General features: G+C 35.3%; 30 protein-coding genes and 1 other annotated feature. Of the genes, 9 read left to right on the forward strand and 21 right to left on the reverse strand.

Annotated elements, in window-relative coordinates; translation table 11 throughout:
• Positions 1-103: 103 nt before the first annotated feature.
• Positions 104-306, reverse strand: a binding site (T-box leader).
• A gap of 36 nt (positions 307-342) precedes the next feature.
• From tpx to ezrA, 4 genes are all read right to left on the reverse strand, one after another.
• Positions 343-837 carry a thiol peroxidase gene (gene tpx / locus IV88_RS06065; RefSeq protein ID WP_057799802.1) on the reverse strand — a complete coding sequence of 165 codons (495 nt, stop codon included), beginning with the start codon at positions 835-837 and terminating at the stop codon, positions 343-345.
• Positions 838-925: 88 nt separating this feature from the next.
• Positions 926-2,143, reverse strand: a complete 1,218-nt coding sequence (gene thiI, locus IV88_RS06070; RefSeq protein WP_057799804.1) for a tRNA uracil 4-sulfurtransferase ThiI — start codon at positions 2,141-2,143, stop codon at positions 926-928.
• Positions 2,144-2,152: 9 nt separating this feature from the next.
• Complete coding sequence (locus IV88_RS06075) at positions 2,153-3,307, reverse strand: cysteine desulfurase family protein (RefSeq protein WP_057799806.1); 1,155 nt, start codon at positions 3,305-3,307, stop codon at positions 2,153-2,155.
• A 148-nt stretch (positions 3,308-3,455) separates the two neighbouring features.
• Positions 3,456-5,165 (reverse strand): septation ring formation regulator EzrA, encoded by a 1,710-nt coding sequence (gene ezrA, locus IV88_RS06080; RefSeq protein WP_057799808.1) that lies wholly within the window; start codon positions 5,163-5,165, stop codon positions 3,456-3,458.
• A gap of 158 nt (positions 5,166-5,323) precedes the next feature.
• Between ezrA and IV88_RS06085 the strand changes: the two genes are divergently transcribed.
• From IV88_RS06085 to IV88_RS06105, 5 genes are all read left to right on the forward strand, one after another.
• Positions 5,324-5,806: a GAF domain-containing protein gene (locus IV88_RS06085; RefSeq protein ID WP_057799810.1), complete on the forward strand. Its 483-nt coding sequence runs from the start codon at positions 5,324-5,326 to the stop codon at positions 5,804-5,806.
• A gap of 176 nt (positions 5,807-5,982) precedes the next feature.
• Positions 5,983-6,591, forward strand: a complete 609-nt coding sequence (gene rpsD, locus IV88_RS06090; protein ID WP_057799812.1) for a 30S ribosomal protein S4 — start codon at positions 5,983-5,985, stop codon at positions 6,589-6,591.
• 110 nt (positions 6,592-6,701) lie between these two features.
• Positions 6,702-7,976, forward strand: coding sequence for a replication-associated recombination protein A (locus IV88_RS06095; protein ID WP_057799814.1), 1,275 nt, complete (start codon positions 6,702-6,704; stop codon positions 7,974-7,976).
• A gap of 255 nt (positions 7,977-8,231) precedes the next feature.
• Positions 8,232-8,510: a hypothetical protein gene (locus IV88_RS06100; RefSeq protein WP_057799817.1), complete on the forward strand. Its 279-nt coding sequence runs from the start codon at positions 8,232-8,234 to the stop codon at positions 8,508-8,510.
• Between the two features lie 67 nt (positions 8,511-8,577).
• Positions 8,578-9,036 (forward strand): universal stress protein, encoded by a 459-nt coding sequence (locus tag IV88_RS06105; RefSeq protein ID WP_057799818.1) that lies wholly within the window; start codon positions 8,578-8,580, stop codon positions 9,034-9,036.
• A gap of 50 nt (positions 9,037-9,086) precedes the next feature.
• Here IV88_RS06105 and IV88_RS06110 read toward each other — a convergent pair whose 3' ends face one another.
• The 7 genes from IV88_RS06110 to IV88_RS06140 all read right to left on the reverse strand — a co-directional run bounded on the left by IV88_RS06110 (position 9,087) and on the right by IV88_RS06140 (position 13,555).
• Complete coding sequence (locus tag IV88_RS06110; protein ID WP_057799821.1) at positions 9,087-9,659, reverse strand: DNA-3-methyladenine glycosylase I; 573 nt, start codon at positions 9,657-9,659, stop codon at positions 9,087-9,089.
• Between the two features lie 104 nt (positions 9,660-9,763).
• Positions 9,764-10,471, reverse strand: coding sequence for a deoxyribose-phosphate aldolase (deoC, locus tag IV88_RS06115; protein ID WP_057799822.1), 708 nt, complete (start codon positions 10,469-10,471; stop codon positions 9,764-9,766).
• Between the two features lie 39 nt (positions 10,472-10,510).
• Positions 10,511-10,852: a hypothetical protein gene (locus tag IV88_RS06120; RefSeq protein WP_057799824.1), complete on the reverse strand. Its 342-nt coding sequence runs from the start codon at positions 10,850-10,852 to the stop codon at positions 10,511-10,513.
• Between the two features lie 36 nt (positions 10,853-10,888).
• Positions 10,889-11,734: a PTS system mannose/fructose/sorbose family transporter subunit IID gene (locus IV88_RS06125; RefSeq protein ID WP_057799826.1), complete on the reverse strand. Its 846-nt coding sequence runs from the start codon at positions 11,732-11,734 to the stop codon at positions 10,889-10,891.
• 2 nt (positions 11,735-11,736) lie between these two features.
• Positions 11,737-12,585, reverse strand: coding sequence for a PTS mannose/fructose/sorbose/N-acetylgalactosamine transporter subunit IIC (locus IV88_RS06130; RefSeq protein ID WP_057799828.1), 849 nt, complete (start codon positions 12,583-12,585; stop codon positions 11,737-11,739).
• A 29-nt stretch (positions 12,586-12,614) separates the two neighbouring features.
• Positions 12,615-13,109, reverse strand: coding sequence for a PTS sugar transporter subunit IIB (locus tag IV88_RS06135; protein ID WP_057799829.1), 495 nt, complete (start codon positions 13,107-13,109; stop codon positions 12,615-12,617).
• A gap of 11 nt (positions 13,110-13,120) precedes the next feature.
• Positions 13,121-13,555, reverse strand: a complete 435-nt coding sequence (locus IV88_RS06140) for a PTS sugar transporter subunit IIA (RefSeq protein ID WP_057799830.1) — start codon at positions 13,553-13,555, stop codon at positions 13,121-13,123.
• A gap of 231 nt (positions 13,556-13,786) precedes the next feature.
• On the opposite strand from IV88_RS06140, the gene IV88_RS06145 reads away from it, so the two are divergent.
• Genes IV88_RS06145 through hxlB form a run of 4 tightly spaced genes read left to right on the forward strand, consistent with a single transcriptional unit; the run spans position 13,787 to position 17,514 of the window.
• Positions 13,787-16,282 carry a PRD domain-containing protein gene (locus IV88_RS06145; protein ID WP_057799848.1) on the forward strand — a complete coding sequence of 832 codons (2,496 nt, stop codon included), beginning with the start codon at positions 13,787-13,789 and terminating at the stop codon, positions 16,280-16,282.
• A gap of 26 nt (positions 16,283-16,308) precedes the next feature.
• Positions 16,309-16,632 carry an orotidine 5'-phosphate decarboxylase / HUMPS family protein gene (locus tag IV88_RS09440; RefSeq protein ID WP_236698611.1) on the forward strand — a complete coding sequence of 108 codons (324 nt, stop codon included), beginning with the start codon at positions 16,309-16,311 and terminating at the stop codon, positions 16,630-16,632.
• 11 nt (positions 16,633-16,643) lie between these two features.
• Positions 16,644-16,943 (forward strand): beta/alpha barrel domain-containing protein, encoded by a 300-nt coding sequence (locus IV88_RS09445; protein ID WP_236698612.1) that lies wholly within the window; start codon positions 16,644-16,646, stop codon positions 16,941-16,943.
• 7 nt (positions 16,944-16,950) lie between these two features.
• Entirely contained in the window at positions 16,951-17,514 is a 564-nt protein-coding gene (gene hxlB / locus IV88_RS06155; protein WP_057799831.1) for a 6-phospho-3-hexuloisomerase, read from the forward strand.
• A 54-nt stretch (positions 17,515-17,568) separates the two neighbouring features.
• Here hxlB and IV88_RS06160 read toward each other — a convergent pair whose 3' ends face one another.
• From IV88_RS06160 to IV88_RS06205, 10 genes are all read right to left on the reverse strand, one after another.
• A complete protein-coding gene (locus tag IV88_RS06160; RefSeq protein ID WP_057799832.1) occupies positions 17,569-18,618 on the reverse strand; it encodes a D-alanine--D-alanine ligase family protein in 1,050 nt (349 codons plus the stop codon).
• A gap of 118 nt (positions 18,619-18,736) precedes the next feature.
• Complete coding sequence (locus tag IV88_RS06165; RefSeq protein ID WP_057799833.1) at positions 18,737-19,711, reverse strand: zinc-binding alcohol dehydrogenase family protein; 975 nt, start codon at positions 19,709-19,711, stop codon at positions 18,737-18,739.
• Positions 19,712-19,722: 11 nt separating this feature from the next.
• Positions 19,723-20,697 (reverse strand): DUF2785 domain-containing protein, encoded by a 975-nt coding sequence (locus tag IV88_RS06170; protein ID WP_057799835.1) that lies wholly within the window; start codon positions 20,695-20,697, stop codon positions 19,723-19,725.
• Between the two features lie 114 nt (positions 20,698-20,811).
• Positions 20,812-21,582, reverse strand: a complete 771-nt coding sequence (locus IV88_RS06175; RefSeq protein ID WP_057799837.1) for a DUF975 family protein — start codon at positions 21,580-21,582, stop codon at positions 20,812-20,814.
• Position 21,583: 1 nt separating this feature from the next.
• Positions 21,584-22,375 (reverse strand): hypothetical protein, encoded by a 792-nt coding sequence (locus IV88_RS06180; RefSeq protein ID WP_057799839.1) that lies wholly within the window; start codon positions 22,373-22,375, stop codon positions 21,584-21,586.
• Positions 22,368-23,234, reverse strand: coding sequence for an ATP-binding cassette domain-containing protein (locus tag IV88_RS06185; protein WP_057799840.1), 867 nt, complete (start codon positions 23,232-23,234; stop codon positions 22,368-22,370). The genes IV88_RS06180 and IV88_RS06185 overlap by 8 nt, the downstream gene beginning before the upstream one ends.
• On the reverse strand, positions 23,215-23,598 hold the full coding sequence (locus IV88_RS06190; RefSeq protein WP_057799842.1) for a GntR family transcriptional regulator: 384 nt from the start codon (positions 23,596-23,598) through the stop codon (positions 23,215-23,217). The genes IV88_RS06185 and IV88_RS06190 overlap by 20 nt, the downstream gene beginning before the upstream one ends.
• Before the next feature lie 133 nt (positions 23,599-23,731).
• A complete protein-coding gene (locus IV88_RS06195) occupies positions 23,732-24,550 on the reverse strand; it encodes a MetQ/NlpA family ABC transporter substrate-binding protein (protein ID WP_057799844.1) in 819 nt (272 codons plus the stop codon).
• A 21-nt stretch (positions 24,551-24,571) separates the two neighbouring features.
• Complete coding sequence (locus IV88_RS06200; RefSeq protein WP_057799846.1) at positions 24,572-25,255, reverse strand: methionine ABC transporter permease; 684 nt, start codon at positions 25,253-25,255, stop codon at positions 24,572-24,574.
• Entirely contained in the window at positions 25,245-26,282 is a 1,038-nt protein-coding gene (locus tag IV88_RS06205; protein WP_057799849.1) for a methionine ABC transporter ATP-binding protein, read from the reverse strand. The genes IV88_RS06200 and IV88_RS06205 overlap by 11 nt, the downstream gene beginning before the upstream one ends.
• Positions 26,283-26,641: the final 359 nt, after the last annotated feature.

The raw sequence follows: 26,641 nt of genomic DNA on the forward strand, positions 1-26,641 counted from the left end.
CTCTTGACTTATTACCTTAGGTCTTTTCAAATTAAAATTAAGTATTTAAGTGATTCAGCAATCTGGAATTTCCAAATTTTTTGTAAACAAAAAGCACTTCATCACATAGGACGAAGTGCTTCGCGGTACCACCTAAATTGGGCTTTTAAGCCCCTCTTATTCCATGTTGTTAACGAACTTGAATAAGTCCGATTTTTCCTACTTAGTTTCAGAAAAAAGGCTCCTAAGCTACCAACTAATCCTCAAAGTTTACACCAACCACTTTGTCTCTAAATCGACTAGTTTCCTCTTAATCATTGCCATAATTAGAATTGTAAATAAAAACGATGACCCCGTCAACACTTATTTTAGTGCTGATAGTTCATTTAAAGCCGCAATATAATCTGGCTCGTTATGAATTTCGGGAACAATTTCGCGATATTGAATCTTACCATCGGCATCAATAATAAAGATTGAGCGAGCTAAGAAACCAGCGTTTGGAATATACAAGTTCATTTCATAACCTAAAGATAGTTCATGATCTGATAACACCTGTAGATTAGAAACACCCTCAGCAGCACACCAATTTGCTTGATCCTGTGGCAAGTTATTGGAAACTGTTATAAACCGTACATCAGGGAAATCATCCGCTTTTTGATTAAACTTCTTTGTCTGTACACTACAGACAGGGGTATTTAAATCTGGGACAATACTAATGAGAGTTGTTTTACCGAGTAAATCACGCGTTTTAATCTTTTGACCATCTGCATCAAATAATTTGAACTTAGGTAAGTGTTCGCCCACTTCAGGGGGATTACCAACAAGTTCAACTGTTTCTCCACCAAGTAATACTTCCACAGTCAACACTCCTTAAAAAATAAAATATTTTTGAATTAGGTTAACCATATAGCATTTATTATTAAATTTCAATGAAAAAACACTAAAATTATAATAATTCGGTAAAAACATCTTCATCCTGATTCATAAACTTCTGTTCAGCGTGAACATTTTCGATTTTAACTCCAGCTAATGATCTCTCAAGTAATCCTTCAACATCAATTCGTTTTTCATAATAACGAGTTTTTTCAATATCAGGGCGAGTCTTAGGAGCAGGTGGAGCAAAAATTGTACAACAGTCTTCAAATGGCATAATTGAAAGATCGTAAGTATCAATTTCCTTAGCAATTTCAATAATTTCATTTTTATCCATTGAAACTACCGGACGAATAATTGGCATGTTAGTAACATCATTAATTGCTGCCATGCTTTCCATGGTCTGTGAAGCAACTTGTCCAAGAGATTCACCATTGAAAACAGCCATCCCACCGCGTTGCTTAGCAAGTGCTACAACAAGACGTAACATCATCCGACGTTGAATCGTCATTAGGTAACCTTCAGGACATTTTTCTTTAATGGTCTCTTGAATTTCAGTAAATGGAACCTGGATGAATTGAACATTTCCAGCATAAGCAGCCAACTTACCAGTTAATTCTTTAGCCTTAGCCAACGCTTGTTCACTTGTGTATGGAGGACTGAAAAAATGAACCATTTCCATATCAACTCCACGTTTCATACCAAGATACCCAGCAACTGGAGAATCGATTCCGCCAGAAAGCATCATCATTCCCTTACCCGCTGTACCAACTGGTAAACCACCGGCACCTTGAATGATTTCACTTGTTAAGAAAATTCCGTTTGAACGAATTTCAACACGAAGTGTAATATCAGGATTCTTCATTTGAACGATACTTCCTGGGAAGTTATCTAAAATGAAACCACCTAAATCTCGATTCATTACATCAGTAGTGATTTCAAAATCATGGTCAGAACGACGAGTATTAACTTTAAAAGTCATCCCCGCCTTCAATTGATCTTTCAATAATTCCAAGGTACCACGTTGAACATCTTCCATCGTACGTTCAACTTTCAATGATGGAGAAAAGTTTTGAATTCCAAAAACCTTTTTCAATCTGCCAATGACATCCGCACTATTAGCACCATTCAAGGTAACATGTGTACGATCTCGATTTGGGTGTACTTCGACTTCTGGAAAGACTTTGAGTGTCTTACGAATATTTCCGCCCAGACGATTAATAAAATCTTTCCGGTTTTTACCTTTTGTAGATAGTTCCCCATAACGAACCATTATTTCAGTATATTCCATTTAAATCTCCTAGCTTCTTCCGTTAATTTTTGAGAATTCTTTATATAACCGATCAAAAGTTTGATTAAATTCACGTGCTTCATCCATCGTATTAGCACTATCCAAACTAATTCTAATAGCACTGGTTGAAATATCAGAATCAACTTTCATTGCCGTTAGCGTACTTGAAGCCTGTTGTTTTTTGGACGAGCAAGCACTGGTTGTTGAAATGAAAATATCTTCTTGTTCAAATGCATGGACGATTGTTTCGCCACGAACACCTTTAATTGCAAAGCATAAGATGTGTGGTGCAAAGTTATCTTGATTTTTAGAGAACATGACAACTTTTGAAAATGATTGAACATGATCATAAATCATACTTTTGATTTGTCGCTGTTTTTGAACCTTAGCTTCTTCATCATCTAATAAAATACGTAATGCTTTAGCCATTCCAGTAATTGCAGGTAAGTTTTCAGTGCTACTGCGTTGATTCTTTTCCTGACCACCACCGGTTAATAGTGGTGCAATCCGGCGTCCAGTTCGAGCGTAGATGAATCCGACTCCACGTGGAGCATGAAATTTATGACCAGAGAATGTCACAAAATCTACTCGATTATTCATGATTAATGGCTGAATTCCCTTACCGATTCCTTGAACCGCATCAATATGAAAATGAATTTTAGGATAATCTTTCAAAACGTTAGCAACTTCAAGTAATGGTTGAATAGTTCCAACCTCATTATTAACAGCCATAACTGAAACAAGAATTGTATCCGGACGAATTGCATCCTTTAAATCTTGAATAGAAATTCTGCCTTCGTCATCAACTGGCAGATAAGTAATATCAAACCCTAGTTGTGCAAGTTGTTCCATACTATTTTTAATCGCTGGATGTTCAACTGCAGTCGTAATGAGATGTTTACCATACTGACGTTTTTCAATCGCCGTACCTTTAACAACCCAATTATCGCCTTCTGTTCCACCACCAGTAAAGAAAATTTCGTGTGGTTGAGCACCTAATAAATCAGCAATTTGTTTACGTGATTGTTCTAATAAATGAAAGGCTTGTTCTCCCATGGCATGCAAACTTGATGGATTTCCCCAAACAGAGTTACTTACCTTTTGGTATGTATCAAGAACACCGGGATCAACCTTGGTTGTTGCACTATTATCAAAATAAATCATTATTTTCCTTCTCTATTCCTTAATTCTACTTACAAAATACAATTGATTATATCAGAAAAACGATTTGGAAAAAATCATTCTTACTTTTTATCTCAAACAAAAAAGTTGGTCTGATTAGTAGTTCATCAAACCAACTTTTGCTTAATGCTTAATATTCAGTGTGTTTTTGTTGATAGTAATTCTCAGTAATATTTTCAACTGATCCTGGTTCTACTTTATCAAGTGCAGCCGAAATTGTTTCTAAACTTTGATCATAACGATGTTCTGAGTCGAACAGGCGTTGCGCATGACGACTAGCGGCATCGACATCTTCATTTGTATGACGGTAGCGGTTGGCATATTGAATAGCTAATTCGCTAAGCGCAGCGTTATCAGTTAATTCAGTTGTCTTCTTCGTTAACGTCTGTAAATCAGTATTGATCATATCAAGTTCACGATTAATCATTTCCATATTAATTCGAACCTGGTTCATACTGCTACTTGCCTTTTCAATCTCATCACTAACTACAAAGAAGTAATCCATGTAATCGTTTGGAATTCCAGGTAGGTTAATATTCTCAACATGGCGTTTAATGTTGTGAATTTCAATATCGTACTGTTGCAAACGACGACGAGCATCTTTTTCGCTATCAACTAAAGCTTGTAAGTTTTGGTTTACTTCTGCTTGAGTAGTTTCGATATCGTTTAATTGACTATTTTCATCTTTCAAACGGGCTAAAATATCAGAATAGACAACTGGTTGGTTAGTCATTTGTTCAGTATCGCGGTCGTGTTCACTGCGAATTGATTCCAATTGACTGCTAAGATTTTGAGCTGTTTCATCTTCGTTACTGTTGAATACATAACTTTGATCAAGTCGTTCAACTTCAGAAAGAAGCACTTTGTTCTGACCTTCAGCGTGAACAATAAAATCAGTAATGATTGGGAAGCTGTTATCAACTTCTTTACGAGCATCGATTTCTTGTTGCAACTTATCGTATAAAACATCAATACGTTTTGAGATTGATTCGTTATTACTTTGAACAGCCTCTAATCTCAAATTACCTAATGTTTCTTTGTTCTCAGAAATTTTAGCTTTGATTGCTTTAAGTTCTGTACGAACATTATCATCATTGAAAGCATAGTTATGGTTAATTAATTGTTCATAAGCGTCTTGAATTTCATCCAATTGACCTGGGAAAACATTTGTTAAACGATCTTCCAAAGGTGGAATATCTTCAATCTGTTGTTCCAATGTAGCAGTATTACTTTGTAATTGTTGAAGTTGGGCTTGAGCCTTTTCATGATCACCAGAATCAACTGTTTCACTAAATGTGTCAAAATCTGAGTCCAATTTAGATAAGTTATCTTCTAAGATATCAATGCTTGGTCCAAGTGCCACGTTTTGTGATAACAACGTCTTACGCAAATCTTGATACTTAAGACGTAAAACTTTAACAGCATCACGATGGTCCTGATCAACTTTTTGAATATTAGCTAACTGATCATTAATACGTGAACTTTCAGCCTCACTAGCATCCAAAGAGTCTTTCATAGCTGAGACACCACGACGAGCTTCAAAAATCTTCATATCATTAACATCTTGACGAGCATGTGCAGCGATATCATCAATTTCAGGCAAGCGCTTGGTTGTCACTGCTTTATAATCATTGGTTAACTTTGTATAGCCTTCCAATGAAGAACCAGCGAGCTTCAGGCTCCCAACTTCATCAATTTTATTTTTTACTGGAAGATCACTAACTTGATCTTTCCGTTCTACTAAACTACTTATTTGCTTTAGCAGGTATCGTTGATATGCCACAATCCCGATGTAAATCAAAATCGCAACGACGATAATTCCAATCAATACTTTGATCATGCTAAACCCCATCCTTCTTCCATCTATTCCAAATACAAAAGTTTGCTTTTTGTCCCTTTTAAATTTAGAATTTAATCCATGTTAAATTATATCATACCAAAACACGTATTAAAGCAGGGATTCTAATTAATTTTAAATTTTTACGAGGTGGATAAACTATGGCCAAACCAATCGATAACATTATTGTTGCACAAATTGACGCATTACTTACAAATGAAACTAATGTAATTGCTAACTTATCAAACGCTTCTGCCCTTTTAAAAAGTGAAGTAGATGATTTAAACTGGGCCGGTTTCTACCTATATGATGAAACCTCAGAATCACTTGATCTTGGACCTTTTCAGGGTGAAGTTGCATGTATGCATATTGCTAAAGGTGCTGGTGTTTGTGGTACAGCGTTAGCTAATCGTGAAGTATTACGTGTGCCAAATGTGCATGAATTTCCTGGGCATATTGCCTGCGACAGTGCTTCTAACTCAGAAATCGTACTCCCATTAATTAAAGACGACCATATTATCGGTGTACTTGATATTGACTCTCCTTCTTTAGACAGATTTACTGAATCAGATGAGGAAACTCTTACTAAATTCCGCGATGCACTACTTACACACATTGACATTAAGAGCTTAGATAGAGTATGATGTATTTTGTGTAAAATAATGCAGCAGTAGATGGTAAGCTCGTCAACAGGTTGTTGCCTTTATGGTTCAACTAGTAACCTTGCGGCTGCAAAGGTGAAGGTTGCAAAGCAATCTGCACGAATACTAAATCTACATTGATTATTTTACTCCAAACAATATTATTGGAGGATACATTTATGTCTCGTTATACAGGTCCAAGTTGGAAAGTTTCTCGTCGTTTAGGTATGTCCCTTACCGGTACAGGTAAAGAACTTGCTCGTCGCCCTTATGCTCCTGGTGATCACGGTCAAAACAACCGTCGTAACATCTCAGAATATGGACAACAACTTCGTGAAAAACAAAAATTGCGTATGATGTACGGAATGACAGAACGTCAATTCTCAAACTTATTCAAACGCGCTGGTAAGATCAAAGAAGGTTTGCATGGTACAAACTTCATGGTATTACTCGAACGTCGTTTAGATAACGTAGTTTACCGTCTCGGTTTGGCAACAACTCGTCGTCAAGCTCGTCAATTGGTAAACCATGGTCATATCACAGTTGATGGCAAACGTGTTGACATCCCTTCATACGAAGTAGAAGTTGGCCAAGTTGTCTCAGTACGTGAAAAGTCAAAAGATCTTAAGATTATCGCTGAAGCTGTTGAAGCTGTTGTGGGTCGTCCACAATTCGTTTCATTCGATGCTGATAAGCTTGAAGGCTCACTTGTTCGTTTACCTCAACGTGACGAACTTGAAGCAGATATTGATGACTCACTTATTGTTGAATACTACAACAAGCTATAGTCACCTCAAGGAAACAGCCTTGCTTGCAAGTGCTGTTTTTTTGCGCCCTTTTTTCATAAAATAAAATGTTATACTAACACTACGAACATCAAGGAAAGGAGGATTATTCCATGCAACCTTTAGCCTACCGAATGCGACCAACCAAGATTGAAGAAATCGTTGGTCAACAACAACTTGTTGGTCCCGGAAAAATCATTAATCGAATGGTTAAAGCTAAATTGCTTTCATCTATGATTCTATATGGACCACCGGGAACCGGAAAGACCAGCATTGCTAGTGCAATTGCCGGGTCAACTAAGTATGCATTCCGAATGTTAAACGCAGCAACTGATACAAAAAAGGATCTCCAGGTAGTAGCTGAAGAAGCTCGTATGAGTGGTACGGTAATCCTACTTTTAGATGAAATCCATCGTCTGGATAAAACCAAACAGGATTTTCTCCTTCCCCATTTGGAGAATGGTCGGATTATTCTCATTGGGGCCACAACTGAAAATCCATATATTGCAATTAATCCTGCCATCCGCAGTAGAACTCAGATATTTGAAGTAAAACCACTAACACCTGAAGATATTGCAACCGCCTTAGATCGAGCACTTGAAGATCCTGACCGCGGATTAGGTAAACTAAAAGTTAAGTTAGATTCAGATGCCAAAAACTTTTTAACAACTAATACGAATGGTGATTTAAGAAGTGCACTTAATGCCCTCGAGTTAGCCGTTCAGTCTACTGATACATCTGATGATGAAACAATTCATATTACTCTGCCAATTGCAGAAGAGTGCCTTCAGAAGAAAGCTTTAGTGACGGATAAAGATGGCGATGCTCATTACGACGTGATTTCAGCCTTTCAAAAATCAATTCGTGGAAGTGACACGGATGCGGCCTTGCATTACATGGCTCGTCTACTAGATAGCGGCGATTTACAAAGTGTCATGCGACGTTTATTGGTCATTGCCTATGAAGATATTGGATTGGCTAATCCGCCTGCATGCCAGAGAACAGTGAGTGCCGTGACTGCTGCTGAAAAATTAGGGTTACCAGAAGCTAGAATACCTTTAGCAGATGTAGTTATCGAACTATGCCTTTCACCAAAGTCCAATTCGGGAATTGTCGCAATTGATAGTGCTCTGACTGATATTCATGATGGTAAGATTGGTGAAGTGCCGGATCATTTGAAAGATGCTCACTATAAAGGCGCTGAAAAATTAGGACACGGCGTGGATTACAAATATCCGCATAGTTATCCAAATGATTGGATTAAACAACAGTATCTGCCTGATCGCCTTAAAAATGCCAGTTACTACAGTTCTAAAGAAACAAGTACTTATGAACAACGTTTTAAGGAACAATATCAAAAGCTTTTAAATGCACAAAGAAAAGATTAAACACTTGCCATTTTAAATTTATTTATAGTACACTATCAGTGAACTACTAGAGCAGGATTAGTTTCAGATTTTTCCTACAAACATCTATACGGGAATGAGGATCTTTAGTGAACGGTATACCTTTTTCAAGGAAACTCGAAGCTAAGTATTCATACCCACCTGGGAATACTCGGGTTAGATACTGGATAGTCCACTTTGCTTTAGTATTCGGCCTCACTTTTGTGGGGTCTTTTTATTTAAATACCGGAGGATTCTATGTTAATTAAATTACTAACTTCATTATTTGCACTAATTATTTTATTCGTGGGATATTACCTATATAGTCATCGTCGAACTGATTTTATGTTATTCAAACCTTCTTCAAATCCCGTTCTTAGTGGCGTATTGAAGAATACTGGAAGAATCCTAATTGGTATTGCGATTTTATGCTTTATTCTAGGTTTAATGGGCAATACATATTTAGTTTTAGCATCTTTATTTATCGGAATGATTGCCACTACTTCAGTTCTTTTAACATTAATGCGATTTATGTAAGTGTTTACCTTTTTATTTACCACTATTTAACGTACAATAAGGTTAAATCAAAGCAGGGGTGATAAATATGGAAGAACAACAATATAAACACATTCTAGTTCCAATCGATGGATCAAAAGAAGCAGAATTAGCATTTAAGAAAGCAGTTGCCGTAGCGGCGCGTAATGATGGTGCCGAACTTCACTTGTTACACGTAGTTGATACACGTGCCTTTCAAAACATTTCTAGCTTTGATACAGCAATGGTTGAACAAGTTACTGAAACAGCTAAGCAAACTTTAGATAAGTATGTGGATGAAGCTAAAAAAGCTGGAATTAATAATGTTGATTATTCAATCGAATATGGTTCACCAAAAGTAGTTATTGCAAATGACGTACCAGATGAGTTACATACAGATTTAATCATGATTGGTGCAACTGGTTTAAGCGCTGTTGAACGCTTATTAATTGGATCAGTTACTGAATATGTAACTAGAACTGCCGTTTGTGATGTACTTGTAGTACGTACCGGATTAGATAATAAATAAAAACAAAGAGTTGAGATAAAAATATCTCAGCTCTTTTATTTTGTCCAAAACTATTCAGTCAGCCGTCGGTTATACCTGAAGCAGTCACTTTCATGTCCGTTAATAATTCCAATTGCCTGTAAGAAATATTTAGTACTTTTAATACCAACAAATTGAAATCCTTTTTGCTTAAGGTCTTTCATAATCCGTTTCACTAAAATATTAAGAGCATCGTCGATTTCAGCTAAATTAGAATAACAGAATATTTCGTAATCAACTAAGGACCAAATATAATCACCAAACGGCTGTCCGACTTGATGCATTTGTTTAACAATTCTTGCGTTATTAATAACTGCCATAACCTTTCTTCGATTACGAATAATTCGACTATCATGCAACATTGAGTTTATTTTAACTACATCAAATTCAGATACTTTATTATAATCAAAATTAAAAAACACCTCGTCCAGTCCAGCACGTTTCTTTAGAATCACATTCCATTCTAATCCCGCCTGAAAAGTTTGATAAGATAGTGCTGCAAATACCTTCTGAGAATCTAACTCAGCAATCCCCCACTCCTCATCATGATATTTTTGTAAAAGTTCTCCTCTACTGAATCTACTGCATCTTACATATGAATCCACATAATCATCTCCTTAAAAAATAATTACGTAGGAATGTACTATTATATTTATATAAAAAGAACCAATCCTTCAACTTCAATCGGGCTTGGTTCTACACAATATATTTAAATTTTTATCTTATCAATATTATCATTGATCATTCTCTGTTTTAAAGACTCAATAATCTTAATACCAGAACTAGTGCCAATTCGTTCAGCACCAGCACCAATCATAGCTAGGAAATCGTCAGTATTTCTGATTCCTCCTGCAGCTTTGACTTTAACATCCTCACCGACTGTTCTTTTCATAAGCTCAACATCTTCTACCTCAGCGCCGCTTATACCGAAACCAGTTGATGTTTTTATGAAGTCAGGTTTAACATCTTTTGCTATTTCTGCGACTTTTTTAATCTCGTCCTTAGACAAATAACAGTTTTCAAATATAACCTTGCAAGGTACATCATGCTCATGACACAAGCTTACCATTTGTTCCATTTCGCTACGAATATAGTCAAAATTCTTATTTTTTAATTGTGTTATGTTAATCACATAATCAATCTCATTTGCTCCATGGTCAATTGCATCCTTTGTATCAAACAACTTTGAGGCAATGCTTGTTTGTCCTAATGGAAAACTAATTGCAGCACCAACATCAATATCAGTCTCTTTTAATTCTTTTGAACATAACTCGGATTGTACTTGATTAATTGCAACCATTTTAAAATGATACTTTTTGGCTTGATCACACAGTTTCATTATATCCTCATCACTAGCATCTGCATGCAGATTCGTATGATCTATAAAACGACTCAATTGATCTATTGTATATTCCATTACATACACCTCTCATTAAATTTAATACAAACAATACTTTTAACTATGAACTTTCTTTAACATTTCATGTCTTTTCTTTTGGTTAGTTTGTCCACCAATGAATTTAATTTTTTTATCAAAATCATCAATCAAAGCATTAATATTCTTTTGACCTCTCCAACCAACATATCCAAATATAAGCATACTGATAGAACCAATTATAAACATGACAATTCCTAACATTGTTAGTGCAAAGTTAGTTTTATGAAAGAAATAGAGTAGTACAATTCCAATTCCACTGACAACAGTTCCTAACTGAAACCAATAACCAACATTCCTCAACATTTTTTTCTGGTACGCAACTTCTTGTTCGTATCCATTTTTCATTTCTTGGATTGTCATTTTAATCATCCCACCCTATAAATTTCAATAACTACTTTAATATGTTAATCCAGGATTAAAGAATCCAACTAAAACACCTACAAACGAAATACCAACAAGAATTAACATAGTCCAGATTGCTGATACATGTCTCTTGGTCATTAACCACCAGCAGAACAAAGTAACAATAACAGTTAATATGCCTGGAAAAATACTATCTAGCTTTGCTTGTAGATTAAGAAATACCTTACCATTTGATCCCTTTAATTGAAGGGCTGTTGTGACATTTACCCATGATGCTAAAACACCACCGACAACCATACTACCAACAATTCCAATTGCGCGTCGAATTGCTGCGCCTTGCTTACCAACAAGGAAACTAACGGCTTGATCACCAAATTTGTATCCACGGAAATACAGGAAGCGTTGTCCAAAGTATGCAATTAAAATCCATGAAACAATATAGAATATAGCACCTAATGGAGAACCACCAGTTGACATTCCTAGAGAAATACCGAGCAAAATAGGAATTAAAGTACCATCAATTAATGAATCACCAATACCAGCAATAGGACCCATAAGTCCGGCACGCATGTCATTAATAGTTTCACCATCAATACTTTGTCCATTCGCACGAGCTTGCTCCATACTTGCAGTGATACCAACAATTACTGTTCCTAACATAGGATTAGTGTTAAAAAAGGCTGTGTATGCATTAATAGCTTTAACTTGGTCGTCATGTTTTGGATATAACTTCTTTAGAATAGGTAGCATTGATGCCATATATCCAAAAGTCTGCATATGTTCTTGTGAGAAACAAGTCAGTGCACCCCAAAACCAACGATGGAATGACTTTGTTAATGTTTTATGATCAAGCTGTTTTAAATTTTTTGTTTCTTCCATGATCAAATATCCTCCTCTTCATCATCTGGTCCAGACGCAACTGCACCTTTATCACTGACTTGTGCTTTTGTCATTTCAATTTCATACATGATTACAGCAAATAATAGAGAAACTACCGTTACAGATACCAAATTCAAATGTAATGAAGCAGCTAATGTGAATCCAACCAAAAATGGAACAAAATCAACTGCTCTACCAATAATCTGGCGAAGTAAAATAGCAATACCAACACAGGGTAGCATCCCGCCGACTGTAAATAATGTCTTCATTGCAATTCCATCCATTGGAAGGGCTGTTCTTAAAGCTGTTACCGCAGTAGATCCATAATAAGTTAATAACATAGTTGGTAAGAATGAGAAAATTGCATGTGATACCCATGGCCAGCCAAAGTTTACTGCAGTTAACTTATCTAACTTACCATTATGAACATCTTTCCAGCCAAATGACTGCCAAACTAGATTTAACATAGCAACTGCATAAAATAATACCGTACCAATTGTACCAACCAAAGTTCCAACTGACTTAGCAAGATTTGCAGCACTACCACCTAAAGGACTTAATCCTTGAGAAGTAATTGCTACCATTGCTAAGGGAATTCCAATGTATGAAATTGCACGTACATCAGCAGAAACGGTACCACCTGGTGTAACCAAGGCAATGTAAACTAATTGCATAGCAACACCACAAGCAATACCTAGTTGAAGATTTCCAAGAATAATACCACAAACTAATCCTCCAACTAAGGGACGGCCAATCGTATAATTACCAACTGCTTGACCCGCCATACATGAGTTAGAGCATAAACAAGCAAATAATCCTAAAATTGCAGCTTGAAGCCAACTAATTGTCATTTTTTATACCTCCATTTTTATAATCAAACTCAGTAACCAAATTTTGACTTAAATTTATCCCAACTACCAATATGCTGGTCTGGTAATAAAGCAAACTCTACTTTATATCCAGCATTTTGAATTGCTTCAAAAGAGTTACCCTCTTCTTTAGTAAATGATTGATTATCACCCAACTTAATTGCATTTTCACGATCATTTCCTGGACCAACAATAACGGTTTTAATATCACCGGGCTTAAATTTCATATCCACTAATATTTTCTCCATATCTTGAGGGCTCTTAGTAATCAAAAAATATTTAGTAGATGATGCTAACACCTTATCCTTTACTTGCTCAAAGTGTTCCAAAGTCCAAACAAAAGTTTTCTTATCAGAGGCAGCTTTATATGCTTCTGCCAAAATTGGATTACTTGCAGCTTTATCATTCACCGCAATAATTCCATCACAAGGATATTCTTTACCCCAACGGACTGTTATGAGTCCATGAATCATTCGGTCATCAATTCTTACAAATGAAATTGCCATATCTATTCCTCCTAAATATCATCATCATCATCAGATTTATGTTCATTAAACTCTAAAGGCTTAATTGCCTCCACGGCTTCAGCTAAAATCTTTGATCTCAAGTTAAGTGTATCTTCAGAGTCCTTTGACATTAATGCCGTCAAAGCCATTGAAAAGTTCATTCCACCAATGATGAGACTCTCTTCTAATAAATCCTTCTTACTTAACACATTACATACGGTTGTAAGTGGACTTCCACCAATAATATCGGCTAGCACAATGAATTGTGAATCGCTCTTTAAATTTTCAAGCATATCTTCAAATCTTTTACCAAGCTTATCTGCTGATTCATCAGGTTTCAGCCCAACAGCGATTACAGAATCGATTGCATCACCAGCGAACATACTCAACTCTTGACGTAATCCAGTTGAAAAATCGCCGTGACTTACAAGTAGTAAATACTTCATTTATTTCCTTCCCTTCATTTATTTTTTAAGAACATAACCTATATATACCTATATGTATGGTATTCACTGTTATGGACTACACACCTTCTTTCAAGTGATAATACCTTTTAAAACTAAAACTAGACTTAGATATATATAGCGCTTACAATGTATATGATAAGCACTCAGCTAATAGTTGTCACCAATTTATAGTGCTTAATTATTAAGAATAGTGATTAAAGGATGGTTATTGTGAACGCAGTTGAAAAAGTCTTATCAGTCCTAAAAAAAGAATTTCCGAACGAACGTATCACTACTAGTCAGATAGCTACTGCAATGGGACTTACGAGAGGAGTCACAAGTAGTTACTTATCAAAGCTTGAGAAAGACGGTAGACTCTTAAAAACAGGAACTAGACCTGTTTACTGGGAAGTAAAAGCTGAAAAATCTTCATTCGACGATCTTATTGGCTCACGAGGTAGTCTTTATGGGGAAGTTCAAAAAGCAATCGAAGCAATTGTTTACCCGCCAAACGGATTGCCCATATTTATGAGTGGTACACGTGGTACAGGAAAATTGTTATTTGCTAAATCAATTTATAACTACTCTATCCAGAGTAAAAAAATCCCTATAAACTCACAATTCATTCCGATAAATTGTGATAATTATAAGGACAACTTTTCATCTCTAAAAAAAGATTTAAACGATATTATAAATAATTCAGTTGATAAATGTTATTACATATATATTAAGAATCTTCAAGCATTAAAAGTTGCTGAACAGCAATTACTATTTACATATGCTAATCAACAAACAATCTCTCGTATAAGATATATTTTATCAGCATCAACGTCAAAAATTAAATACGAATATTCTGACTTAAATAACGCTGTTATTGAAATATCGCTCCCTTCTCTTACAGATCGACCACTAAATGAACGACTATCATTTGTGGTTAATTATCTTCAAAAACAATCGACTCGCATTAATAGGCAACTATTAATTTCACCAAACGAACTGATAAGCCTAGCCAATTTTAATAATCTAAACAAACTTGATAACAGCATTCAACTATTATGTGCCCAGGCGTTTGCAAAATCTGCTTCTGATAATCAGTTGATTATCGGAAAACCATTCAAAGATTCTATACAAATCAATCCAAACCAGATCTTCTTGCAAAATAGTGTTAATACTATTGTAAATAGCACATTGCAGCTCGGAGTGAGCGCTAAGGATCTGTTTAATAAATTAAATACTTCCTTAGAAAATAAAGAAGTTATAACAGAACAAAACTTTTTAGTTCTTAAAGTTTTAAAACAAATAGATAGTAATAATAGTGAATCCATTTTACAGTCATTGGCTCATTCTATAAAACAAAAAGTCTATGAATGTATTACTAAAAGTTATGGAGTTACCTTCCCAAGCGATAAGAATTTTTGGAGAAGCGTATCATTAGCGTTCACGTTTGCGAGACTATGTAGTGAAAATATATCTAGTGCAAAAATTAATCATAGCTTACAAAATAAAATAAAAAAACAGTATCCTAGGGGACACTATTTATTTAAAAAACTTTTAGAATCATCATTTAGCGAAAGTCAAAATAGTGATTACTTTTGGATTCCATTTTTTATTCTTATGTACAATGACATAGAAAAAATAGAATCTATACACTTTAATGCAATACTACTTGCACATGGTGAGTATACTGCTTCTAGTATAAAATCAGTTGTTAATAATATTTTTGGTAACTATATTTTTGAGGCATTCGATATGCCAATTGATTCATCACTAAGTGATATTAATAAATATATAAAAAGCTACTTGGCGTCCCAAGGCTCTCCCTCTATTGGAAATATTGTACTTTTTGATATGGGATCTCTGCGTCAGACATTTAGAGAGATAAAAGATATCTCAAATAATGAATTACTAGTTGTAAATAACTTAACAACCGCAATGGCTTTGGATATTGGAATAAAAATACAAAGAAACGATACATTTAAATCAATAGCTGAGTCTAGTAAAAAATACGGCCTAACAACGGATACTCAATATTTTGAAGGTATTTCTAACAAAAAAAATATCATAGTTGCATGCATGTCTGGTGTTGGTCTATCAAAAGAATTGAAAAAACTAATCGACTCTACACTTTCAAAGTCTTTAGAAGTAATAGCTATCGATTATAAGCAGTTGCATAATTTATTAACTAATCATGACTCTCATTTTTTTGCAAATACACAACTAATATTAACAACTACTGATGTTACATCTGACCTAGATCTAGACATTATGAATGTATACAATATTTTTGATCAATCTACTTCTAATAAATTACACAATATCTTATTATCTGCCGGAGAAAGTAAAGAATCATGTAATTTGCTATCAGAAAAATTAGTAAGTTTCTTATCTATTGAAGGAATTAGAGAAAGACTTCAAATCTTAAATCCTGACGTTGTGATCCAAGAAAGTCAAGATGTTGTCTCTCACTATGAAAACTTTTACAATACCAAGTTTGGCTTAAGACTTAAATTAAACTTATATATGCATTTATCATTAATGTTCGAAAGAATGATTATTAATTCAAGATCTTCAAAAAATAGTATCGATAAGTCAGTACTATCAGACGAAGAGCAAAACTTTTTCTCCATATCTCAAGAAATCTTTCAGTCGGTTAGGCAAAAATTCAACATTAAAATTCAGGATTATGAAATTGAACTTCTATACCAACTACTAAAAGACTTCATTTAAAATATAAAACTAAAGGAGAGACTTATATGAAACTGCAACTAGCATTAAATGATATCAGTTTAGTTGACGCATTGGACTTAGCTAAACATATTAGTAACTATGTAGATATTTTTGAAATTGGTTCCCCTTTTATTATAGAAGAAGGAATGAACGCTGTAAGACAATTCAGAAAATCATTCCCAAATAAACAAATTCTTGCAGATACCAAAATAGTTGATGCAGGCCAATATGAAGCAGGACTTGCTTTTAAAGCAGGTGCAGACTATTGTACCGTAGTTGGAATTACGGTTGAATTGACAATAAAGAAATGCATAAAATCAGCAAACACATTCAAAAAAATATTTTTTTAGATACTATTAATATGCAAAATATGACAACACACATTCCTCACTTAGAAGAATTAGGTATTAACCACATTAGTGTTCATGTTGGTGTTGACCAGAAAGCAATTGGAATAACCCAATTGAAAGCACTACAAAGAATTAAAGATATTAGTACTAAATCAGTACTATCTGTAGCAGGAGGTATCAACCTTAGTAATTTAAATCAGTATAAAACACTCAAACCCGATATTATAATTGTTGGTGGCGAAATTAATCACTCGGATCATCCCATCGATACTGCACAGACGTTATATAACAAAATTAAAACACTGAGGTAATATAATTATGCAAGAAATAATACTTGATCAAATCATTCGTGAACTCGCCCAGTATAGTAAAAAGATTGACGCCAACCGAATACATAAGCTAGCTAAAATGTGTAAAAAATCCAAAAGAATTTTTATTGCTGGCGCTGGCAGATCAGGATTTGCCGCTCGTGGTTTTGCCAATAGATTAATGCAATTAGGACTCACAACTTATTTTGTCGGCGAGCCAACAACTCCTTCTATTAGCAAAGATGATTTGTTGGTTATTGGTTCAGGATCTGGTAATACTGATAGTTTAATCGCAAACGCATTAAAGAGTAAGAAACAAGGCGCTCTTTTGGCCACACTTACTATCTATCCCGATTCAAAGATAGGAAAAATTTCTGATTTAATAATTAATATTCCCGGTGAAACGCCAAAAAACGAGTCTATTGACATGAGTACGGCAATATCATTACAACCAATGGGCTCATTATTTGAGCAATTAAGTTGGCTGACATACGACGCAACAATTATGGATTTAATGGTATTAACAAACGAGACTTCAGCAACTATGTTTAAGAGACATGCAAATTTAGAATGATCTCAACAAAAAAAGTTAACCTGTTCAGAAAAACTGGTTAACTTTTTATTTATGTTATCTTTCGTTATACAACTTTACTTTGCCTAAAACGATTTGTTCACACAAGTCTTCGTACTTGATACCATCAGCTTCTGCTTCTTGAGGCATCAATGATAATGGTGTCATACCAGGTAATGAGTTTGCTTCAATGACATATACGCCTGTTTCGTTCACTAAGAAGTCCACACGACCGTAATTTTCCATTTGAAGAGCATTCATTGTATCAACAGCTACTTTTTTCATTTCATTATGAGTATCTTCATCGATATCTGGTGGAGTTACAAATTTAGTTGTTGAGCCCGTTTGGAATTTGTGTTCGTAGTCGTACCAACCATCATTAACCACAATTTCAATTGCAGAAAGTGCTTTGCCATTCACAACACCTAATGAAAATTCGCGACCCTTAACAAATTCCTCAACAATGATTTCATCATCGAAACGGAATGCTTCTTCCAACGAAGAGCTTAACTCTGATTGATCTTTTACAATCATAGTTCCAATACTTGATCCACCGTTATTTGGTTTAACAACCATTGGGTAACCAAAATCCAATTCAGGATTGGTACCATCAGCTGTGTGTAAAACCTTAAATTGGGCTGTTTTGATACCGTTATAAAGCATAATTTCTTTTGAAATAGCTTTATCCATTGCCATACCAGCAGCTAAAGAACCACTTCCGGTGTACCGAATGTTATTTAAATCTAAAACAGCTTGGACCTTACCATTTTCACCGTCTCCACCATGGAGTGCAAGGAAAACAATATCAGCTGCTTGCAAAATTGGTAATACATTCTTACCAAACAAACCGACTGTACCATCAGTTCTTAACTTATCAATATCGCTATCAGTTAACACCTCATCACTGATTTCATAATCAGTTGAAGTATTGCTTTCCTTAAAAACATCATCGATATTTGATACACCATTCAAATCATAACCTAAGAAAAGGTCAATCATTGTGGCGTCGTGCCCTTTAGATCTCAACGCATTTGTAATCTTTGCTCCGGATGAAAGTGAAACATTACGTTCCGTACTTTTTCCACCAGCTAAAACTGCAATCTTCATTCTTATACCCACCTTGCTGTTTAAAAGTTACAAACTTAAGTTTGCTCCGCCAACCTTCAAACGTATTCTGAATCATTATTGTACCATACTACAAGGGTTGATTTCACTATTTTGCGGGCTAATATTTAATTACAACTTTTCCAATCATTCGATTTGAACGCACTAACTGGTATGCTTTTTCAAATGAATCAACCAAGAATCCGTCAATGATTTTGGTAGTTGTTGATTTTATTAACTTCTGATCTAGTAACTTAGAAACTTCTGCTAAAATCATTCCTTGTGATTGAACATCTACCTGGTATTTGGTCTTCGTGAACATAAACTCCCAAGCAAATGAAATTGATTTATCTTTCAACAATCCGATTTCAATTGGATGTTCATTTTCAACAATTGATACTATAATCCCTTCAGGAGCAACAATTGATGCCAACTGTGGTAAATACATATCTGTTGAATGAAGAATCAATGCTAAATCAATTTTTTCGTCACCAAGTTGTTCTTTTAAATCTAGGCGATGATTGATAACTTGGTCAGCCCCCATCTTTTTAACCCAATCAATTGTCTCCGGTCTTGAAGCAGTTGCAATCACTTTTAATCCAGCCCATTTGGCAAGTTGAATAGCCACTGATCCAACGCCACCGGCACCATTAATAATTAAAATAGTTTGATGATTGGCATCAGCCTTGGGAATCAAAGCCATCTTTTCAAAAAGGGATTCCCATGCTGTTATGGAAGTAAGTGGCATAGAAGCCGCGTCAGCATCAGATAATTCTAAAGGTGCATGAGCAATAATTCGGCTATCAATAACTTCCATTTCAGCATTACTTCCAGAACGGATATTGCTACCAGAGAAGAAGACTCGGTCATTAAGCTCAAAGCCACTAACATGTTCCCCCATCTCTTTAATAACTCCTACACCGTCGTACCCTAAGATCTTCTGATTACCAGATTCCAAAGTTGAGGCAACCTTAACATCCACAGGATTAACTGATACAGATTTAACTTGAACTAACACATCGTAACCACTAACACTTGGCGTTTTAATATCCGATTGTTTAAATTGATTATTTGCTACTGAAAAAATTGCCTTCAAAATAAAACCTCCTACATCATAAAATCATTGGTATCTTCCAAGTAATCCACAACATCTTTCGGTGTGTTGGGATTTAACAGCATTGCTTGTAGCAATCTTTGTCGATTAAACATAGCATGCCACATACCTTCAGTTTCTCGTACACGAACTCCTGCAATTGCACGACGCCATTCGCGTAAAGCAATTAAGGCGTATTGAACATATAAATCATCCTCTTGAAGTTGATCTGCTAAATATGTTGCTAGTCGACTAGGTTCTCCAAAAATAAGTGGTGTACGAATTCGGCGGTACTTTTCAATTAAAATACCCATTAAGAGTAATTTATCAGCCCGAATCAATTCGGTATCACTAGATATTTCATCCAAAATATTGCCGATATGTGTGTATGCATGAATCCAGCCATTAGAACCATTGTATCCACGAGTATCATTTTCTAAAACAATATAAAGGGCAATTTGATCGACCAACTTATTACGACGTTCACTATCGATAAATTGAAATCCTGCGCGATCAATATAAATCAGCGTTGATAATAGCATTACACTAAATGATCTTTGATAAGCAGCATCATTTTGTTCTTCAAAAATGTGTGATAGTAACATTTCATCACTGATTAATTCATCAAAAACTAAAGTCATCTGTTCTTTAGATAAAATTTGGTGTTGAACTAAATCATTAAATAAGTAAAAAATCCCTTTATCACGAATATTGATATTAGGCGATCCTAGATGGCTAACTAATTCCAATAGTTCATGATCAGTAACCTCAGTTAGTGATCCTTCTCTCATTCCGCTTTTTAAACGTGCTAAGAGCTCCTGAATGCCATCATTCTCATCTGGTAGTTCTACTTCACTAACTGGAAAATCATGACTGCTAGCGTCGATTATTTGGCCTGCAGATTTACCTAGTGATGAGAATATTTTCCCAATTTGTAAATTAGATCTTAATTCAGTTAATTTCGTTCTAGTTGTTGATATACTGTCCATATTCATTCTCCCAATTTGTCATTTGCGTTAATTTTAACATTCATTACATTCAGAAAATAATATTTACCTTTGAGCGCACAAAAAAAGCAAACCAATTAGATTCGCTTTTTTAAATTATTCAGTTATTGTACCAAACACTTCTGATACTTTCTTTGCGCCCTGTTTTTCAGCCAAATCCTTATAGAAGTTTGTAAACACTCCTGTTTGATATGGAGTAACCCAGATAAAGGCAATCCCAAAAGTGACTGCTCCAAGTAACCACCATCCAAATGTAGATAACTGAACTAAGAAGAATCGCCACTTATTACCATCCATCAATCGACGACTAAATGTAATAAAGTTCACGTATTCATACTTGTCAGCGACTCCTAAATCAGTGGCGTCTTTATAAATTAAATAGGATTGTGAGTATGCCAATGTTTTAACAAGGTACAAAATACCTAACGTTGGAATAGAAAGAATTCCCCATCCAATGAAGAAAATGAATTGTAAAATGTAAATTGCTAATTTTGAGACAAAGTATTTTTTAGTAAACGCCTGAAATGCTGTTCTAAAGCCAATTGGTTGATTCTTACGTTTTAACAAATCTAATATTCCATACTGAATTCCAACTGCTATAAAAGCTACAATAGCTGTCCATAAAAAGTTACTTGCTGCTTGAAAACCTGAAGTAAACTGAGCGCTCATTGAATCAGTTGGATTTTCAATTGCATGTGAGATAGCTTTGGAATTAAGTATTCCCACTAACGCTGCCAAAGAAATTGAAAATCCGGTCATAATTGAAGTCACGATTGGAATAATATTTGCTTTAATTACCCCACCCCAATTTCCTTTATACGACTTTAAGACACCCTTTTTCAATTCAGAAATAGTTGCGTTATCCATATTACTCACCTCGTTTAATTTTTAACTTTAAGTTTAAGTAACGAGAAATCAAAGAACCAATAATAATCCAAGCTAACATAATTCCTAATGGTGGTAGCGGATTAAAGTAGCCCAAAGATGAATTATATCCAACACACCATTTCAAAAAGATATCAATTCCCTCTGTACTGATTACGTGGCTGCTGATCAACTTACCAAAAATGGTTATAACTATAACTCCAATTAATGGAATTGCTACATAAACAATTCTCCGTGTACTTCGTGCTAAAAGAGCAAAGATGCTGCCAAGAAACATACCCATTACAAAGACACACATCGTAAATATCATAGTGAAAACAAACATCATGGTTAAATCCATCCACCGTTCACCGAAGAATTTACCGTATGTTTCGAGATATGGCACTGAATCATCAAACTTAGTTGTTCCCCAAATTGTGACCATACTGAAAACTTGGTTATAAATATTAGCGACCAATGCCATGAGTGTTAAGCCTATCCATTTGCTAGCCCAGGCTGTTCGACGTGAAATTCCATTTTGAATAAAGAATTCAAATCGTTCATAAGTTAATGATCCTAAACAAAATAACAAAACAAAATTAACAAAAATAGCTGAAACTAGGGTTGAACTAAATAAGTTCTGAATGAATCCACCCAAGTTATTGGTTCCGTTTGAAATAATTTGAACAATCGTAGGCAATACTACGACAATTCCAATCATCCAAAGATATGCCATTCCAATAAAACGCAGATATCGTTTTAAATCATACTTTAAAACTGACGAAAGTTTACTCATTATTCTGTCCTCCGTTAGTTAAATTAATAAATAAGGTCTGTAGATCCATCTTATCAATGGAGACACGGTCTGGAATGACACGGTTATCTAGCTCACCAAAAACATATGAAGCCTTTAGACTTGCCAACTTATCAGATCCAATTACATTTAAGCCGTCAACGTACTGATCAACCTCTTCTTCAGCACCACTGATCATGTAAGCATTTTTAAGAATATCTTCCGTCTCATCATCAATAATCAATCTTCCTTGATCAATAACCAAAACGTGCTCAATTAGTTGGGCAACTTCTTCAATCAAGTGAGTTGAAATTACGAATGTTCTTGGATTGTCAGAATAACTCTGAACTAGTTCTTTATAAAACAAATCGCGATGATTGGCATCCAGTCCTAAAACAGGTTCATCAAGAAAAATAAATTCAACTTGGACTGATAATGCAATTATCAGTTTCATAATCGTACGATATCCCGTTGATAACTTGCTGAACTGAGCTTTGACATCCAAATCAAACTTTTGAGCTAGTTTCATTGCTAACTCCATATCAAACCCATTGTATAGTTGGGCTGTCCACTTAAAAATCTGACTAACTTTAGCAGCCTTAGGATATAAATCAACTTCACTCATTAAATACATATTACCAAGCTGTTGATCATTATCCTGAATATCGACTCCATCAAGTCGAATTTCACCATCATCCGCACTGACCCGATCAGTCATAATATTTAAAAGTGTACTTTTACCAGCACCATTACGACCTAACAGACCATAAATCTTATTTGGCTCTAACTCGAACCCAATCCCATTTAAAATAACTTTTTTACCATACCGTTTGGTAATCTGTTTAACTTCGATTCCCTTCATACTGATACCCCTGTTCAATTAACCGATTTAATTCCTCTTTTGAAATATCAAGTTTAACTGCTTCCGTAACGACCTTAATGACATATTTTTCATAAAAGTCCTGCTGTCTTGCTTGAATAATCTGCCCATGAGCACCCTTAGACACAAACATGCCGACTCCACGATGCTTTTCAATCAATCCCTGACTAACTAAAAGATTCATCCCTTTTAGAACTGTCGCCGGATTAATATGAAATTCACGCGAAATCTCCGTGGTCGACGGAACTTGCTCCCCTTCATGAAATCCACCGGTAAAAATTGCGTCCTCAATCTGGCGTGCAACTTGCAGATAAATTGGCTCTGTACTATTAAAATTAAACTGCATATTGTCACCTTCGAATGTTTATTATTAACTTAATTACTCGTGTAACTAACTATATAGGTAAATGCTATTAAAGTCAATCAAAAAAAGCTCTTCATTCAAACCAATTTTGAATGAAGAGCTCTTCTCTTAAAAACTATTTAACTGGTAATACAGCACCGTGGTATTCCTTCTTAATCCAGTCTTGTGTTGACTTAGATTGAAGAACTTTAACAAGTTTCTTAATTGCTTTGTTATTCTTTTCATCAGGACGAATAGCAATGATATTTGCGTATGGTGATGATGATTTTTCGATAGCAATTGAATCCTTAACAGGGTTTAATCCGGCTTGAACAGCGTAGTTAGCGTTGATTACTTCAGCATCACCTTGCTTGTTCTTGTAGAATTGAGGCATCAATTTAGGTTCATAACCTGTCTTAAATTTGATGTTCTTCTTATTTTGATCAATAGCACTGAAGTTGGCAGAAGTAATATCGGTACCCTTCTTCAAAGTGATTAAACCAGCATCCTTGAAGATTTGAAGCACACGACCATAGTCAGGTGTGTTGCTACTTACTAAGACTGTTGCATTCTTAGGTAAGTCCTTCAAGCTCTGGTATTTCTTAGAATAAACAGCGATTGGTTCCAAATGAACGGCACCAGCATTCTTGATGTTACCATCATTCTTCTTATTCCATTGATCTAAGAATGGAATGTGTTGGAAGTAGTTGGCATCGATATCTTTACTTTGTAATGCTTTGTTTGGTAATACATAATCTTGGAATACTTTAACTTTTAAATTAACGCCTTCCTTTTTAAGTTCAGGTTGAACATGTTTCAAGATCTTTGATTGGGGATCTGGAGAAGCACCAACTGTTAAATCTTTTGCATTGTTGCTAGAACTCTTTCCACAAGCTGCTAATAATAAGACAGTTGCTGTGACCGTAATTGCAGTAATAATTTTATTTTTCTTCATAAGACGTTCTCTCCTTTAATTTTAAATAACTCGTTTATCAATTCGTTTAACTAAGAAATCACCTAACCCTTGTAAGATAAATACAAAGATAATGATCAATGCGGAAGCTACTAGAACAATCGTATTGTTATACTGAAGGAATCCATCTTGGTAAGCCAATTGTCCTAGCCCACCAGCTCCAATTGCTCCAGCCATTGCTGTATAGCCTACTAGAGAAATCGCTGTAACAGTTAATCCTGAAACTAAAGCCGGCATACTTTCTGGTAGCAAAACCTTAAAGATAATCGTCCATTCACTTGCTCCCATAGCATCGGATGCTTCCAAGATTCCGGGATCAATTTCACGAAAGGCAATTTCAACAATTCGTGCAAAGAATGGTGATGCAGAAAAGATTAATGATGGAAGTGCCGCAACTGGGCCAACCATTGTTCCAGTCAATTTTTGAGTAAATGGTAATAGCAAGATAATCAAAATAATATATGGCAATGATCTAAACACATTTACGAACAAACCAACTAACCAGTTCAATATTTTAACTAAAACATTGTCGCTATTGCGTGTTTCAAATAGTAACAGACCGATTAAATAACCAAAGATTGCTGTAAACAATACTGATACTAGAGTGACCCAAACGGTTTCCCAAGTGGCCCCAAGCATTGAACCCCAATCCACTGAACCGAAGTCAAAAAATCCATTAGCCTTCATGTGTAATCACCTCTGCTTCCACTCTGAGCTTTCTCAAGAAGTCCACTGCACCATCTAAATCATTCGTTGGTCCAGTTAGCTGTAAATAAAGATTTCCAATTGATCCGTCCTGTGTTTGACGGATATCGCCAGCAATAATATTCAAAGACACGTCTGGAAATTCATGGACCATTTCGGAAACAATTGGTAATTTAGCTTGGTCACCATGAAAGACTAGGCGAACAATACGACCTTTTGGATACTTTTTAATTAACTCACTTAGTACTATTTCAGTTTCTTGTTTAGATGGAGCTTCTTCGGAAGAAACAAAACGTTTTGTAAGTTCTTGTTGTGGATTCTTAAAGACATCTAGTACTTCGCCTTCTTCAATAATCTCTCCACCATCTAAAACAGCAACGTGATCACAAATTTTACGGATAACGTGCATTTCATGAGTAATCAAAACAATCGTAATGTTCAAGCGTTTATTAATATCTAAGAGTAAATCAAGAACTTCATCGGTTGTTTCTGGATCAAGGGCGCTTGTTGCCTCATCAGAGAGTAATATTTCTGGATCATTCGCTAATGCTCGAGCAACACCGACACGTTGCTTCTGACCACCGGACAATTCTGAAGGATAAGCATCATCTTTGCCAGACAAACCAACCAACTCAATCAATTCATGAGCTTTTTTAACTCGATCAGCCTTTTTAACACCGGCAATTTCCAAAGGAAAAGCAATATTTTCACTGACCGTCCGCGACCATAGAAGATTAAAATGTTGGAAAATCATTCCGATCTTATGGCGCTGTTTCTTTAACTCGCCAGATTTTAACTTGCTAATTTCAACATCGTTAACATTGACCTGACCAGTAGTTGGTGTTTCCAACCCATTTAACATTCGTATTAATGTAGTCTTACCAGCACCTGAATAACCGATAATACCGAAGATCTGGCCATCCTGAACTTTTAAGTTTACGTCTTTAATTGCATGAACTGTACCTTGTTTTGTTTCAAATGTCTTTGAGACATCTTTAAATTCAATCAAGTCACGTCCTCCTTTCAAATAAAAAAGCCTCCGTCCAATGATTATTAATAATCAAAGGACGAAAGCTTAGCTTCGCGTTACCACCTTAGTTTGTCAGCTCTTCACAGAACTAACCTCGTTGGGTCAAACAACCCTTGCATGATATTGGATGCCGCCATGGAAAGTTTACTATTGCTCACTCTCCGCTGAATTGGAAAGACCATCTTCTGTTCTCACTGCGATTTCCTTTCACCAGTTCGGAAACTCTCTAAACGTCAGTTTTAAACGTACTCATCTTTCTTTAATGCTTTGTTAATATAAAGCAGTATACATTGCATTGAATTAACCTGTCAAGGCATTAGTTAAAATTTTATTAAAAA

The organism is Pediococcus argentinicus, from assembly GCF_001437605.1.
GTDB classification, from domain to species: domain Bacteria; phylum Bacillota; class Bacilli; order Lactobacillales; family Lactobacillaceae; genus Pediococcus; species Pediococcus argentinicus.

What these genes read in the sequence shown, in the direction of transcription:
- IV88_RS06095 (WP_057799814.1), top strand. Translation starts at nt 6,702, where the DNA reads ATGCAACCTTTAGCCTACCGAATGCGACCAACCAAGATTGAAGAAATC.
- IV88_RS06135 (WP_057799829.1), bottom strand. Translation starts at nt 13,109, where the DNA reads ATGGCAATTTCATTTGTAAGAATTGATGACCGAATGATTCATGGACTC.
- IV88_RS06195 (WP_057799844.1), bottom strand. Translation starts at nt 24,550, where the DNA reads ATGAAGAAAAATAAAATTATTACTGCAATTACGGTCACAGCAACTGTC.
- hxlB (WP_057799831.1), top strand. Translation starts at nt 16,951, where the DNA reads ATGCAAGAAATAATACTTGATCAAATCATTCGTGAACTCGCCCAGTAT.
- rpsD (WP_057799812.1), top strand. Translation starts at nt 5,983, where the DNA reads ATGTCTCGTTATACAGGTCCAAGTTGGAAAGTTTCTCGTCGTTTAGGT.
- IV88_RS06130 (WP_057799828.1), bottom strand. Translation starts at nt 12,585, where the DNA reads ATGACAATTAGTTGGCTTCAAGCTGCAATTTTAGGATTATTTGCTTGT.
- IV88_RS06085 (WP_057799810.1), top strand. Translation starts at nt 5,324, where the DNA reads ATGGCCAAACCAATCGATAACATTATTGTTGCACAAATTGACGCATTA.
- deoC (WP_057799822.1), bottom strand. Translation starts at nt 10,471, where the DNA reads ATGGAATATACAATAGATCAATTGAGTCGTTTTATAGATCATACGAAT.
- IV88_RS06125 (WP_057799826.1), bottom strand. Translation starts at nt 11,734, where the DNA reads ATGGAAGAAACAAAAAATTTAAAACAGCTTGATCATAAAACATTAACA.
- IV88_RS06075 (WP_057799806.1), bottom strand. Translation starts at nt 3,307, where the DNA reads ATGATTTATTTTGATAATAGTGCAACAACCAAGGTTGATCCCGGTGTT.
- IV88_RS06160 (WP_057799832.1), bottom strand. Translation starts at nt 18,618, where the DNA reads ATGAAGATTGCAGTTTTAGCTGGTGGAAAAAGTACGGAACGTAATGTT.
- IV88_RS06180 (WP_057799839.1), bottom strand. Translation starts at nt 22,375, where the DNA reads ATGAGTAAACTTTCGTCAGTTTTAAAGTATGATTTAAAACGATATCTG.
- IV88_RS09445 (WP_236698612.1), top strand. Translation starts at nt 16,644, where the DNA reads ATGCAAAATATGACAACACACATTCCTCACTTAGAAGAATTAGGTATT.
- IV88_RS06140 (WP_057799830.1), bottom strand. Translation starts at nt 13,555, where the DNA reads ATGAAGTATTTACTACTTGTAAGTCACGGCGATTTTTCAACTGGATTA.
- IV88_RS09440 (WP_236698611.1), top strand. Translation starts at nt 16,309, where the DNA reads ATGAAACTGCAACTAGCATTAAATGATATCAGTTTAGTTGACGCATTG.
- IV88_RS06190 (WP_057799842.1), bottom strand. Translation starts at nt 23,598, where the DNA reads ATGCAGTTTAATTTTAATAGTACAGAGCCAATTTATCTGCAAGTTGCA.
- IV88_RS06170 (WP_057799835.1), bottom strand. Translation starts at nt 20,697, where the DNA reads ATGGACAGTATATCAACAACTAGAACGAAATTAACTGAATTAAGATCT.
- ezrA (WP_057799808.1), bottom strand. Translation starts at nt 5,165, where the DNA reads ATGATCAAAGTATTGATTGGAATTATCGTCGTTGCGATTTTGATTTAC.
- IV88_RS06120 (WP_057799824.1), bottom strand. Translation starts at nt 10,852, where the DNA reads ATGACAATCCAAGAAATGAAAAATGGATACGAACAAGAAGTTGCGTAC.
- IV88_RS06105 (WP_057799818.1), top strand. Translation starts at nt 8,578, where the DNA reads ATGGAAGAACAACAATATAAACACATTCTAGTTCCAATCGATGGATCA.
- IV88_RS06100 (WP_057799817.1), top strand. Translation starts at nt 8,232, where the DNA reads ATGTTAATTAAATTACTAACTTCATTATTTGCACTAATTATTTTATTC.
- thiI (WP_057799804.1), bottom strand. Translation starts at nt 2,143, where the DNA reads ATGGAATATACTGAAATAATGGTTCGTTATGGGGAACTATCTACAAAA.
- IV88_RS06175 (WP_057799837.1), bottom strand. Translation starts at nt 21,582, where the DNA reads ATGGATAACGCAACTATTTCTGAATTGAAAAAGGGTGTCTTAAAGTCG.
- IV88_RS06200 (WP_057799846.1), bottom strand. Translation starts at nt 25,255, where the DNA reads ATGAAGGCTAATGGATTTTTTGACTTCGGTTCAGTGGATTGGGGTTCA.
- IV88_RS06185 (WP_057799840.1), bottom strand. Translation starts at nt 23,234, where the DNA reads ATGAAGGGAATCGAAGTTAAACAGATTACCAAACGGTATGGTAAAAAA.